Origin of the sequence: Desulfomicrobium baculatum DSM 4028, from assembly GCF_000023225.1 — a bacterium.
GTDB classification, from domain to species: domain Bacteria; phylum Desulfobacterota; class Desulfovibrionia; order Desulfovibrionales; family Desulfomicrobiaceae; genus Desulfomicrobium; species Desulfomicrobium baculatum.
The window spans coordinates 2,534,709-2,548,444 of record NC_013173.1 but is presented as its reverse complement, the minus strand read 5'-3'; the positions used below and the strand labels follow the sequence as shown (position 1 = coordinate 2,548,444).

Annotated in this window: 11 protein-coding genes; all 11 read left to right on the top strand. The window is 55.8% G+C overall.

Going from position 1 to position 13,736, the window contains the following annotated elements:
* Position 1: 1 nt before the first annotated feature.
* The 11 genes from DBAC_RS11070 (at position 2) to DBAC_RS11020 (ending at position 13,664) form a co-directional block, all read left to right on the top strand.
* Entirely contained in the window at positions 2-1,180 is a 1,179-nt protein-coding gene (locus tag DBAC_RS11070) for an acetyltransferase domain-containing protein (RefSeq protein WP_015774384.1), read from the top strand.
* Positions 1,181-1,607: 427 nt separating this feature from the next.
* Positions 1,608-2,474, top strand: coding sequence for an O-antigen ligase family protein (locus DBAC_RS11065; RefSeq protein WP_167320935.1), 867 nt, complete (start codon positions 1,608-1,610; stop codon positions 2,472-2,474).
* Between the two features lie 2 nt (positions 2,475-2,476).
* Positions 2,477-3,964: a lipopolysaccharide biosynthesis protein gene (locus tag DBAC_RS11060; RefSeq protein ID WP_050762085.1), complete on the top strand. Its 1,488-nt coding sequence runs from the start codon at positions 2,477-2,479 to the stop codon at positions 3,962-3,964.
* A gap of 55 nt (positions 3,965-4,019) precedes the next feature.
* Positions 4,020-5,198, top strand: coding sequence for a glycosyltransferase (locus tag DBAC_RS11055; RefSeq protein WP_015774381.1), 1,179 nt, complete (start codon positions 4,020-4,022; stop codon positions 5,196-5,198).
* On the top strand, positions 5,195-6,334 hold the full coding sequence (locus DBAC_RS11050; RefSeq protein WP_015774380.1) for a glycosyltransferase family 4 protein: 1,140 nt from the start codon (positions 5,195-5,197) through the stop codon (positions 6,332-6,334). The genes DBAC_RS11055 and DBAC_RS11050 overlap by 4 nt, the downstream gene beginning before the upstream one ends.
* Positions 6,335-6,638: 304 nt before the next feature.
* On the top strand, positions 6,639-7,124 hold the full coding sequence (locus tag DBAC_RS19870) for an acyltransferase (RefSeq protein ID WP_228644882.1): 486 nt from the start codon (positions 6,639-6,641) through the stop codon (positions 7,122-7,124).
* A 370-nt stretch (positions 7,125-7,494) separates the two neighbouring features.
* Entirely contained in the window at positions 7,495-7,755 is a 261-nt protein-coding gene (locus tag DBAC_RS19865; protein ID WP_228644881.1) for an acyltransferase, read from the top strand.
* On the top strand, positions 7,752-8,867 hold the full coding sequence (locus tag DBAC_RS11035; RefSeq protein ID WP_015774377.1) for a glycosyltransferase: 1,116 nt from the start codon (positions 7,752-7,754) through the stop codon (positions 8,865-8,867). Before DBAC_RS19865 ends, DBAC_RS11035 begins: the two co-directional genes overlap by 4 nt.
* Positions 8,864-10,183 carry a phenylacetate--CoA ligase family protein gene (locus DBAC_RS11030; RefSeq protein WP_015774376.1) on the top strand — a complete coding sequence of 440 codons (1,320 nt, stop codon included), beginning with the start codon at positions 8,864-8,866 and terminating at the stop codon, positions 10,181-10,183. The genes DBAC_RS11035 and DBAC_RS11030 overlap by 4 nt, the downstream gene beginning before the upstream one ends.
* The gene (locus tag DBAC_RS11025; protein WP_015774375.1) at positions 10,183-11,391 is read left to right on the top strand and encodes a polysaccharide deacetylase family protein; all 1,209 of its coding nucleotides are present in this window, start codon (positions 10,183-10,185) and stop codon (positions 11,389-11,391) included. Before DBAC_RS11030 ends, DBAC_RS11025 begins: the two co-directional genes overlap by 1 nt.
* A complete protein-coding gene (locus DBAC_RS11020) occupies positions 11,379-13,664 on the top strand; it encodes a WD40/YVTN/BNR-like repeat-containing protein (RefSeq protein WP_143890907.1) in 2,286 nt (761 codons plus the stop codon). Before DBAC_RS11025 ends, DBAC_RS11020 begins: the two co-directional genes overlap by 13 nt.
* Positions 13,665-13,736: the final 72 nt, after the last annotated feature.

Here is a 13,736-nt window from a genome sequence, read left to right as displayed (position 1 = left end):
GATGCACGGTTCCACCACGGTTCAGGCATCCGCCCCTTCGCGCATCGAGTCCATCGACATGGTGCGCGGGATCGCCATCATGCTTATGGTCGTGGGGCACAGCTACGACTATCTTTCCTACGAAGCGGCCGCAGTCCTGGGCAAGGCCTCGCCGCTCCCGCTGGCCATGCTGAACGTCAACGTGACCACGGTCTTCGTTTTCTTCAATCGCTGGTTCACGCACAGCGGGGCGCCCATTTTTCTGTTTCTGGCCGGTGTCGGCGCTTATCTGTGGGCCCACAAGGGCGGAGTTCAGAGATCGCTGGGCAGCTTCCTGATCCCCAGAGGATTGCTGTTGATCGCGCTGCAGTTGGTAAGGACCGTCATGCAGCTCTTCACGTCGGAGTATCCGGCATCTCTCGATGTGCTGTGGAGCATCGGGATGTCCATGATCCTGCTGTCTTTTTTTTCCAAACTGCCCCGAAATCTGCTTCTTCTCGTGAGCGTGGCGATTTTGGCCGGACATGGACTGCCTGTCCTCTATGACTTCCCGGGTGAAGATCATGTGATTTGGCGGATATTCATGACCGCGGATACGTTTGGATTCGTTGGTGACACATCAATATTCAATCGTTTTCCTGTCATACCATGGTTTGGAATGATGCTTCTGGGGTATGCCACAGGACATTTGTTTCTCTTGCCCCTCAAGGAAAGAAGGAATGTTTTCCTTTTTTTGGGTTTGTCCCTCTTTTTTGTGTGGGTGGTGCTTCGCGGTGCAAATGTCTACGGGTATCAGCCTTTGTGGCAGGAATATCCTGAAACATGGAAGACGGTGGCATCCTTTGTAAATATTTCGAAGTACCCGCCTTCCTTGTATTTTTCACTTGTGACGCTGGGGACGATTTTTATTTTTTCCTTTTTGATCGATTATTTTTCCTTGCGGTGTCAGTTTTTAATAAGCATCGGGTCGACATCTCTTTTTATATATATAGTTCATCTTCCTTTATGCAAAATTATTGCTGTCGGATTATCAAAAATTTTAAATCAAATGTATTGGCCAATATCAAAAAACGTTTATTTTAGCGTGCCAACAAGTTATTTTATAGCTCTTATAGCAATAATATGTATTTATCCGATAAGTAAATATTATTTAAGCATTAAGCAAAAATATAAAAAATTTAAAATTTTGAGTTATTTATAGTTCAGTGTTTTTTTAAGTTCTTCATCTAAAATTTTTAAGAGGCCTTATGCACGCAATAGTAATTTTCATCATTGTTTTTGTGGTCATGGCTCGAATGCCTGAGCTGTTCACATTTCTTGTTCCCTTGCATCTTGGGAAAATTGCGTTTGCAGCAGGTTTTATTTCATTGTTTTTCTTGCCGAAAGGACTTTTGGGGAAGCTTAAGGCCAGCGTTCCGTTCGCACACTATCTGTTTTTGCTGTTCATCATGGCAATGGTGAGCGTTCCGTTCAGCGTCTGGGGCACCGGGGCTTTGAACAGTTTGCTTTCTTTTACTCGGATCCTGTTTTTTACGTGTTGCCTGGTGCTGCTTTCAGCCGCCGGGCATTTGAATCAATACAGGGCGGCGCTCATTTACGGCGTTTCCTTGCTGGCCGGTGTAATGATCATGAGCAAGGGCGCCGGCAGGATTTCCGCCGGCTTTACGTACGACCCGAACGACATCGCGCTCCTGTTTGTCACGTTCATGCCTGTTGTTCTGGCCGAGGCCATGAATGGGAACATGGTCCGGCGCGGTTTCTATCTGGGGCTGGGCTCCATGGTCCTGCTCGGACTTGTCCTGACCGGCTCGCGTGGGGCGATCGTCGCGATTGGCGTTCAGGCCTTGTATTTCGTCCTGACCGCCAAAAAGTTCAGACTCCTGGCTTTGGCCCTTGTCTGTGCGGCCGGTCTCGTTGTCGTGGCGACTGCCGAGCAGTCGTTGTGGGATCGGTTTGCGAGTCTCACTGCGGAGGGCGAAGCCGCCGATTACAATCTTGAGGGCAGGTCCGGTCGCGTGCAGATTTGGAAAAACGGTCTGAAGATCGTGGCCGACAATCCGGTGCTTGGCGTGGGCATCGGAATGTTCGGGACCGCGCACTTTTTGCTTGATGGCAAGATCGGGCTCACGGCGCACAATACCTACCTTCAGTTTGCCGCTGAACTGGGGCTCCCCGGATTCATTCTGTATCTCGCCATGCTTTGCAGCGCCTGGCAGCTCATCACGCGGCATGTCGAGGAGGATGAACGCACCGGCGCCCGCGCGCGCTGGATTGCCTTGAAGGTCGGCATTGTCGGCTTCGGGACAGCGAGTTTCTTCATTTCCGCGGGGTATTCCTCGACGCTGTACTATCTGCTCGGTTTGGCAGCGGTCATGCATTTTCACCATGTCGGATCAAGCGGCGCGCCTGTACCGCAAAAAGTCCGCTCCAGCGCTCCGCTCAGATATCCTCCGCAGAGTGCACTGCAGGTGCGGCAGCAAAAGGTGCGCCTGTGAGAATGATGCGTTATCTCATACGCAACTCGACGTTGCGCCTGGTGTCCTTTGGGGTGGGGATAGTCTTTGCCCTGTTTGTGACGCCGGTCATAATAAATGCCATAGGCCAGGCCGCCTATGGTGTCTGGGCGCTGATCAGCGCCACTGTGGCCAACTATCTCCTGCTTGATTTCGGACTTTCCCAGGCGGTTTCCAAATTCGTGGCAGCGGCCATTGCCCGTGAAGACCAGAAGGAAATAAATCGCATTTGTTCCACTGGGATCGCGCTGAACGTCATATCGTGTCTTTTGTCATGCATTATTACAGTTGTGCTGCTTTATTTCGGCAAGGACCATATCCCGCAGGGCGCTGATTTTGCGCAAGTCCAGACGTATTTTGCCATCTATGCGGGCACATTCTCCCTGCTCTTCCTTTTTCGAACCTGGAACGGGGTGCTGGCGGGCGAGATGCGCTGGACCCTGTTGGCCTTCATTTCCATGGTCAAGAACGTGATCGTGAGCCTATCGGTCCTGATCTGGATATCCGGGGAAAACGGTCTGATGTTTCTGTCCGTGGTCAATGGCGTGGGTTTTCTTCTGGAAGGCGTGGTCTACTGGATTTTCGCCCGGCGCGGCTTTTCGGTCAGCATCCGCTTCAGGCATGTCGATTGGCGGCTGGGGGGAGAGCTTTTCCGGTTCGGGTTGACCTCCCTGGTGGCTCAGGTGGGACAGGCTATGCGCTTCAGGTCGCAGCCATACATCATCGTCAAGGCCATCGGCGCGGAAGGGGTTGCGGTTTTTTCCATAGCAACCCAATTGATTTCGTATTTTACCAATCTCATTCGTAGCGCGTTCGGGATATTCATTCCCCATTTCAGCCGTCTTCAGGCTCAACACGACCACGATGGGATTCGGCAATCCATGCTGAGCGCGTTGTGGCTCAGTTATCGGGTTTCGGCCTATGTCGGGCTTTGTCTTGTTTTCTACGGTGGAGAGTTTGTCGAGCTGTGGCTTGGTCCCGAATTTCGGGACGTGCAGCTTGTCCTTGTGCCCATGGCGATCGGGTCAATATTCTCTACAAGCATAATCCCGGCACAAGAATTTCTCATGGGCATTTCCCAGCATAGAATAACGGCGATTTGCAATATAGGAGAGGGTATTTGCGTAGTCTTCGCGTCAATTATCTCCATGATGTACTTTGGGATTGTTGGGGTCGGGTGGTCGTTTTTTGTCTGTTCTTTTATTTTTCGCGCATGCCTTCTTCCGTACTATGCGTTTCGGCAGGCTGATGCGCCTCTATCGAGTTATATACAGTTGCTCGGATGCGTCGCACTGACGCATGTCTTGCCTCAATGGATTTTCTGGATTTCGGTCAGGGATTACATGGGGACGGGATATCTTTCCTTGTTTGCGATGTCGGTCATGCAGGGACTGGTAATCATTGTGGTTCAATACGGGCTCTTCCGTCTGGATCGCAGGTTGGTCGGGTTCGCGGACGCGGTGCGGACATGATGCGCATACCCGTGGCGATCCCGCCTTCATCATTTGAGAGCGCATGGAGATGCGTATGATCAAGGGCAGGAATTTTCTGGTTTTTTCCGACGACTGGGGACGGCATCCGTTCAGTTGTCAGCACATCATGCAGCATTTTCTGCCGGATAACCGGGTGCTGTGGGTCAACACCATCGGCCTGCGCTTACCCCGACTCAGTCTGTATGATGTGAAAAGGGCCGCCGGAAAAATTTCTTCGTGGACTTCAAATCCGCCGCAAGAAACCCTGCCGGATAATCTCCGGATTATTTCACCCGTTATGATTCCTTTCAACAACGTGTCTTCTGTTCGAAATTTCAATAAATGGAATGTAGTTCGTACAGTCAGAAAAGCCATGGATGAATGGGATCTTCGCAATCCAATATTTCTTGCGACAGTTCCGAATGCTTCCGAATATATTGGATACTTTGATGAATGCCTTGTGTCGTATTATTGTGTTGATGATTTCACAGTATGGCCTGGTATGAATTTGCCAGATTTGGTTATGGAATTTGAAAAGAAACTTTTGGAAAAAGCTGATATTGTCATGGCGGTTTCTGATGAGCTTTATTCGACGAAGAAAAGTGTTAATAAAAACACATTCCTGTTAACGCATGGAGTAGATGTCGATCATTTTTTCACGGCAACCGTTACGCAGAAACGTTTACTCTCTTTGGCGGATATTCAAGGCCCCATAATTGGTTTTTACGGACTTATCGACTCTCATCTTGATGTGGAAATTATTCGGATGCTGCTCGATTGGCGCGTTGATTGGACTGTTGTGCTCATTGGCACAAAACGCATCGATCTTGGCACACTGGAATCAAGGCCGAACTTTCGCTGGTTGCCGGCCGTGCCCTATGCGCAATTGCCGCAGTACTCGTCGGCTTTTGATGTGGCCATAATTCCCTACGTGGTGAATCAGCACACCAATACTGCAAGTCCTCTTAAGCTCAGAGAGTATCTGGCGACCGGCAAACCGATCGTGACCACGGCAATGGCGGAAGTTTTTCGTTTCAAGGAGCATCTGCGCATTGCAGCCAGGCCGGAAGATTTTGCGAGTGAAGTGGACAAGGCGTTGTCTGATGCCGTGGACCTTGAGACCAGGCGGGCGTGTTTGAAAGGGGATGCGTGGACGGACAAGGCGCAGATGGTCTCCGCTTGGATTGAAGAGGCTCTCTCGGCAAAATCTCAAGCCGCTTCGGGTGTCAAATGAGGCCGCGCGTGTTCATCAGTTTGGCCACCTCCAATTTGGGCGGGCCAGGGAAGGGACTGCTTCAGTTCCTGCGATCGGGAGGTTTTGAGCTTTGTGATCCCGTGGTCGTGGATTTTGTCACGGAATCAGGCTGCGAATCGGAGTTTGCGCGAGTCATGCGCTTGTCGGGAGCCAATGTCGTCGAGCTTCGCCAGAATAGAAAATTTGACATGAACTTGGTGGATCAGGCGGAGAACATCGTTAAAAGGGAAGGCTGTCAGATATTGCAGTCGCATGGATATAAAAGCCATGTACTGTGCGCTCTTTTGAAACGACGCGTACGACTTCCCTGGGTTGCTTTTGTTCACGGCTGGACTTCCGAAAACATGAAAATGCATTGTTACAGGCTCGTTGAAATGGGTCTGGTGACGCTGGCAACACGAGTTGTCGCTGTTTCCGAAGCGCTGGGGAAACGACTGCCGGGGATCGCGCAGCGCAAGATGACGGTGATTCCCAACGCCGTGGATCCGGCTGAACTCAATGATTCAAGCGGACGTGATGTACGGCACGAATTGGGTATTCCCGGCGAGGCGCTGGTTGTCGGAGTGGTTGGAAGATTGAGTCCGGAGAAAGGGCAGATTTTTTTTCTCAAGGCCCTGGCTCAGACTCGCAAGCAAGTGCCCAATGCGGTGGGGATTCTTTTGGGTGATGGCCAGGACCGGGCCATGCTGGAGACTGAGGCTGTCCGGTGCGGGCTCGCGGGGGCGGTTTTTTTTACAGGGCATATTTCAGGTTTGGGCGATTATTACCGGGCCATGGATCTCGTGGCCATGCCTTCCTTGAGCGAGGGCATGCCCAATGTGGCCCTGGAGGCCATGATATTCGCAAAGCCGGTGGTCGCGAGCCGGGTTGGAGGGGTGCCCGAGGTGGTGGTTGAAGGCGAGACGGGCTTCATGGTCACTGCGGGCGATGCCGAGTCTTTGGCTGTGGCACTTATTCGCATGCTGGAATCGCCGAGTCGCATGCAGGCCATGGGCGAAGCGGGGCGACGCCGCGCGCTCGATAATTTTTCACCAACGGTCAGAGTGGATCGTTTGCTGGCGCTCTATAAAGAACTCCTCGTGGCGCAAACTCTTGAAGGAAACAAAAATGCGTAATTTTTCTGAATTCAAACTGGCGATCCGGCGCCGTGAAACTCCGTTCCATTCAAAGCTCTATGACATAGCAAAGAAATTTTATGGATTGTCAGTTCCTGTAATCCCGGGTCTGCATAAATTTTTGTATACGGAATGGGCGTTTCGGACTTCATTATGGCATGATTTCTGGCGTGTCGTTTATTATGAGCCCATGTTCAAGTCGATGTGCAAAGAGGTTGGACCAGGATTCAAGATGTATTATGGCGGAAATGGAATTACGCGCATTGGGGGGAAGCTGAATATTTACATAGGATCAAATGTCACGATGTTCGACAACGTCAGCTTGGCCGGTCTCAAGATATTTGACGATCCTGAACTGAGGATTGGGGATAACACGTACATTTCACCACGATCCAGGTTCATGGTCGCCAAAAGTGTCGTCATCGGCAGTTGGAGCCTGATTGGATGCCGCATCGTCATGGACAATTCCGGACACCCCATCGCCAACGCGGCCGCAAGAATGACCTCTGGAGGTGGGAGTGCTTCCCGGGAGAGCGTCCGGCCGGTGAGCGTGGGCGATCTGTGTCTGCTCGGCGCAGGGAGCTGCCTGTATCCCGGCGCGCGTCTCGGTGACGGGGTCGTGGCCAAGGTCGGTGCCCACGTGGCGGGCGAAATTCCTCCGTTCTGTCTTGTCGCGGGCAATCCGGGCCGCATTGTGGGCAAGCTCCCCATTGCCGAAGAACTCAAGGAGCATTTCGGGGAAGATCGATACCGGATGTGGAAGGAGCAGCAGGCGGCTGTTGTCATTTAACATGAATTTTTCAACAGGCTTTTAGTTTCATGCACACATAGATAGGGGCTGGTGATATATGATCAAGAAATTATTTCATGCAATTTTTCTCGTTATCGCAATAATTCCGTACGTCATATATCGGATTGGATCTTTTTTTGTCGGAAAAAACGGCGCATTTATAAGCATGTCGCAATTCTTATCTCTCTTTCCAGGATTTTTGGGTTCGTATATTCGTGGTGGTTTTTACCGTATTGCGATGAATGAGTTTCCGCAAAGTTGTGCTGTTGGATTTCTGACCACGTTTTCATCTCCGGATATCCGCATCGGTCACAATACGGATTTCAGCACGGGTGCCAATATAGGCAGATGCCATATCGGGGCTGACTGCATGATCGGCACCTACGTCATGGTCACCGGCGGAAAGAATCAGCACCGTTTCGACTCCCGGGACATCCCGATCCGGTTGCAGGGCGGGGAGTTCCAGCCCATCACCATCGGGAGGGACTGCTGGGTCGGCAACGGCGCCATCATCATGGCCGATCTGGGCGAGGGCTGCGTCATCGCGGCCGGCAGCGTGGTGACCAAACCGATTCCTCCGTACAGCATCGCTGCGGGCGTGCCCGCCAAGGTCATCGGAGAGCGTCCGTGAAGCCCCATGTGATGCAGTGTGTTGTCTCCCTGGCTCCCGGAGGCGCCGAGAGCCTGGCCTTGACCATTCTGGAGAAGGCGGGCGTGCGTGGCTCCGTGTGCGGACTGGTGCGCGGCACCGGTACGCTGATTCCGGCCATCGAGGCCCTGGGGTTGCCCTGGCATGTGCTCTCGTCAAATTCCCCCCGCCGTCTCCCGGTCTGGAAGGCTCTTGCGGGCCTGCTGCGCCGCGAGCGGGTCGATGTGGCGCACGTCCAGGCTGGCTATCTTCTCTCCTTCGTACTCCCGGCAGCGCTGCTGGCCGGTGTGCGCGTGGTCTATACTGAGCACGCCAAGCATTCCCTCGAACAGCAGCCCATGCTGCGGCGCATGGTGCGCCTTTGCGCTCCGTTTCTGCACGCGGTCACCTGCGTCTCGGAGAACCTGAAGTCCTTCATGGTCGAGCGCGTAGGCATCAACGCACGCAGGATTCAGGTCATCCCCAACGGGGTGGACCTGGGACGTTTTGCCCAAGCGGAGCCAAGCCCTGAAACGCGCGGGCTCTTGCCCGAGAACTGGGGAGGGCCGGACATCACGGTGTTCGGAAATGTGGCCCGCTTCAGCGAAGCCAAGGATCACCCCGTACTGCTGCGGTCTTTTGACGCGGTCCGGCGCAGTCATCCCGGCGCCCGTCTCCTGCTGGTGGGCGACGGCGAAACCCGGCCGGGCATCGAATCCCTGATCGGCGAGCTTGGCCTTGGCGAATTCGTCCAATTGACGGGCATGCGCCGGGACGTCCCGGCCCTGCTGGGCCTCATGGACGTCTTTGTCTTGTCCTCCATGCGCGAGGGCATGCCGATCTCGGTCCTGGAGGCCATGGCCGCAGGCTTGCCTGTGCTCACCACCGATGTCGGGGGGATTGGCGAGGTCGTGCAGGACGGAGTGACGGCCAAGGTCGTAGCTCCTCGTGACGTCCAGGCCCTTGCCGGGGGCTTGGCCTGGATGGTCGAGAATGCCGCCGCGCGCGCCGACATGGCGGCGCGGGGCAAGGCCCTGATTCATGGGCAATACGGGCATGAGCGGATGGTGGAGCGTTATGCAGCGCTGTATGCGGATGCGGGGAGGCGGCCATGATAGGTCTTGTGCGCCAGGCAATGCATACCCTGCGCGGAAGCAGGCGCTATGCGCTCATGCGTGAAGGCATCACCCTGCAACGGCTGCCCGTGGAGGAATTGCGGCGGCGGCAACTGGCCCGGCTTGTCCAGGTGGTCCAGCATGCCGCCCGCACGGTGCCGTTCTATCAGGACCTTTTTCGTGCGCACGGCCTCAAGGCGAGCGAGATCAGGACGTTTGAAGATTTTGCCTGTCTGCCGGTTCTTTTAAAACAGGATCTGCGCGAGAACCTGCCGCGCATGTTGTCCTCCGCATCGAACGGGTCACGCCGCGTGGACAACGCCACCGGGGGGTCCACCGGGGAACCTGTCAGATTTTATCAGGACATGGACGTGTTCGATGCCATGCAGGGCAGCTTCATGCTCGGGCTTTCCTTTGCCGGGTGGAAGCCCTCCGACATGATCGTCAACATCTGGGGCAATCCAAGGGATAAGGGGACTGCGCGGCCGTCGGTGGACCTGAAGCAATGGCTTTCAGGATCCATGACCTTGAGCGCCTACCGCTACGGGCGCAAGGAAATGGATGATTGGCTGGGGGTTCTGGCGCGTTTTCGCAGGGTCTTCGTGTACGGCTATGTCTCGGTTTTGAGCGATTTGGCCGAACACATCCTGGCCTGCGGACGCAAGCCTTCGAGCGTGTGCGCAGTCATGACCTCGGCGGAGAAACTCCATGACCATCAGCGCGCCCTCATCGCGCAGGCGTTCGGGTGCCGGGTCCACGACCAGTACGGGAGCAGGGAGGTGCCGTGCATCGCCGTGGAGTGCGAGCACGGCGGCATGCACCTTTTGACGCATTCGGCCTATGCCGAGTTCCTGCCCGAGGCGGGTTCGGAACTGAAGCGTCTGGTCGTGACCGGCCTCACCAATCGGACCATGCCGCTCCTGCGCTACGAGATCGGCGATTACGCGACCCCGCTCTCCCATGGCTGTCCCTGTGGCCGGGGCTTTCCCCTCATCCGCATGGATATCGGCCGCATCTATGACTACATGCTCGCCGCAGGCGGGGGCAAGATTCACGGCGCATATTTTGTCAAGATCATCAAAGAGATAGAGGGCGTTCTTTCATTCCAGTTCAGGCAATCGGTGTCCGGAGAGGTGGAACTGCTGGTCAAATGCAAGGAAGGCGTGAGCGAAGAGTCCATGAGGCAGCTCAATGCCTTGCCGCAATGCGTCGCACATGATCACGGGGGCGAGATCCGGCTGCGGGTCCGCTTTGTGGATGAAATCCCACGCACAATCGGTGGAAAACACAGGTATATCGTCTGCGAGGTGCAGTAATGTCTCGTCCTGGAACCAGTTCCGTCATGTTTCATACCGTGGGCGTGCCTGACAGACGCTGGGCCTGGAGTTTCCTCACGGTTCCGTGGCAGCTCTTCGACGCCCAGCTTCGCGCGCTGCGGCGTTTCGGCTATCGGTCGGTTTTCCTGCGCGAGTACATGGACATCGCCCTGGCCGGGCGTCTTGGCCAGGAGCGGGTCGTGTCCCTGACTTTTGACGACGGGTATCTGGATAATTGGGTCTATGCTGCGCCGCTGCTCAAAAAACACGGCTTTTGCGCCACGATTTTCGCTTCAACCGATTTCGTCGATCCCGCGAGCGAGCCACGGCCCCAGTTTGATCCGCTGCGTCCGGACAGCGCCCGTCTGCCAGGCGCCGGTTTTCTCTCCTGGAGCGAGATGCGCGCCCTGGAGCAGAGCGGTGTCATGGAGATTCAGTCCCACGGGATCACGCACACCTGGTATCCTTGCGGGCCCGGGATCGTGGATTTTCGTCACCCGGGCGATACGCACTACTGGATGGACTGGAACGCTTCGCCCGCAGACAAGTGGCGCTATCTGGATTTCAAATCCGATCCGGGCGTCTGGGGCGAGCCGGTGTATGAACACGCCAAATCCATGGATGGCCCTGTTTACTATCCTGATGAACGCGTCGGACAGGCGCTGCGTGAATTTGCGGCCGCTCGGGGACGGTCGTTTTTCGACCGGCCGGATTGGAGAGACGAGCTGCGCGCCAAGGCTGAAGAACTGATGAAAACCTGCACGCGCACCGGGCTGGAGACCCATGATGAATTCATGCTGCGGGTGCGCCGGGAGCTCGCGGACTCAAAAACCGTACTGGAGGAAAACCTGGGCAAGAAGATCGATTTCTTCTGCTGGCCGGGAGGTGGTTACACTGAGGAAGTGTTTGACGCGGCCGCCGAGTACTATGTCGGCACCACCGTCGGGTCTCGGGAACGGCTCCGGCCGGCGGCCCTGGACGCGAAGGGGTGTTTCCGCTTTTCCCGCGTAGGGCCTCCGGGGGTCGAGGGGCGCATGGGGTTTCGCTATCTCGGTCCGTGGCTGCTGCCGCTGTTTCTGGAGGAGGTGCGGGGCGGAAGCCGCCTGGCGCGGCTCTTTCGGGGAGGCGGGAAGCTCGCGGTCGAAAACTGGGAAAAAATGAAGATAGCCATGCTTGGGCGGGTGAGGGACGAATCGTGTCACGAATAATGGAAGAGAGAAAGCATGGCGAATGCGCAGCGTATGGCCTGATGTTCTGGGCCGTGTTCGTCATCATGGGCATGTCCGCGCCGTCATCGTTTGCAACGGTGAATACGGGAGTGTTTTCCCCGCGTGGCATTGGCGGCGGGGGCGGAATGTACGTCCTCTCCATCTCTCCATACGACGAGGGGCTCATGTTTCTGGTCACCGACATGGGCGGCGCGTACCGCTCGGAAGACGGCGGCGAGCGGTGGGAACTGATCCATTACACCCAGGGCTTTCGCTTCATGCAGTTCTCCACGCCCCCGGTGTTCTTCAAGGATCGCATCTATTGGCGGTCGGGGAAGACCGCACTGCGGGTCAGCACGGACCAGGGACGCTCGTGGCCCAAGGTGGACGGCATGCCCTGGGGGAAAGAAGCGATTTTGCACCTGACCGCGATTCCCGGCTCGCCGGATGTTCTTCTCGTCGGCACGAAGGGCGGGCTGTGGCGTACTGATGACGACTGCGCGACCTGGAAAATAGTGCTGGACCGGCAAACAACCGAGACCGTCATCCTTGGCGAGGTCCTCTGCGCCATGGCGGATCCGGATGTTGTCGCACGCAGCCGTGACCGGGGCCAGACGTGGACGACGTCTCCCGTGGTCGTCGACGGGCGGGCAATCAAGGGGCACCCTGCCATGGGGCTTACTGGCGCGGTGTCGGAAAAAGGTTCGCTCATGGTGGCCAGTCTGCACAAGTTCGGCATCATCCGCTCCACGGACCAAGGGTCGAGCTGGGCCCTCGCGCATTCACCCTATGGGGGCGAAAATCACCTTGTCATGGCCCCCGGGCAGATCGATGTCGTCTATGCCGCCCAGACCGGATCAAACGTCAACATCAACCTGCTCCGTTCCATTGACGGCGGTCAAAGCTGGAGCCCGAGTTTCAGGATGGCCGATTTCGCCCGCAAATACGGCTGGAAGGCGAATGTGGAACCGACCTGGATTCAGGACTCCCTGAAATGGAGTTATCTGATCTCGCCCAAGGGTTTTGCGGTCAATCCGCGAAAACCCGAGGAAGCCTTTCTCGTCACGCAGGGCGAACTGTATCGCACCCGGGACGGAGGAGAGACATGGCATCCGCGCATGGCCACAGAGGTTGCCGTTGGGCCGGAGAAGTCGGCGCATTACCAGAGTATCGGGCTGGAGGTGACCAGCGCCTGGGGCTATCATTTCGACCCCCATCACCCGGCCAGACATTACATCACCTACACGGACATCGGGTTCGCCAGGTCGCCGGACAGCGGAAAAAGCTGGCAATGGACGGCGCAGGGTTCGCCCTGGAGGAACACGTTCTATGATCTGGCCATCGATCCGGATGTGTCGGACGTACTGTACGCGGCGGTGAGCGCCCGTCACGACATTCCGCACCACTCCAATCTTTCGGTTACCAAATCGGGATATCGGGGGCATCAGGGCGGGGTGGTCAGATCCACGGACGGCGGCCTGAGCTGGCAGGTTCCCTACAAGCCGGGCAGCTCCTCCGGGTTGCCCAAGCAGGTCTGCACTACGGTGCTTCTCGATCCGAAGTCGCCTACGGACAGGCGGATTCTTTACGCCGGAATCTACGGGGAAGGCGATGATGACGAAGCGGGTGTGTACAAGTCCGTTGATGGAGGAACGTCGTGGGCAAAAATTTCGCCGGGCCCGGGCGTTGCGCCAAATCTGCATATCTACAGGTTACGCATGCATCCGAAGAGCGGAAATTTGTACTGCCTCATCACAGGGCTGCGCTCCAAGAATAATTATTTCACGGCTCCAGGCGGCGTCTGGAAGTCGACGGATGGTGGCGAAACATGGAAGCCAATCAGTAGTGGCGTCAACCTTGTCTGGTGGACCACGAATTTCGCCTGGGACCCTGAAAACGAAGACGTGATGTACGTCTCGGCCGGGTCTTCGGAAGGGCACTGGATGCAGGGCGGCATATACAAGACGACGGACGGCGGAGGCTCCTGGGCGCATGTCCTGACCGACGAGATGATTCAAAAAGCGGCCCGGGGGGAGAGCTATGAACAGACCATGGCTGTGGCCCTTCATCCTCAAAATTCCCGGTTGGTTTATGCCGGTACTTCCAGGAACGGATTGCTCTACAGCCAGGATGGCGGGGCGACTTGGCGGCATTATTCGGAATTTCCTGCTGCAACGGTGCAAAGCATTAATTTTGATCCTGCGGATATGACACGGATCATTGTCACGACCTTTGGACAGGGGGTGTTTGAAGGTCCCTATCTTCCGCAATGAGAGTAGGCAGGACATGAGTTTACACGAAAGATCTGGATTGAAAATTGATGCTTGTATAGAGCGAGGTGCATA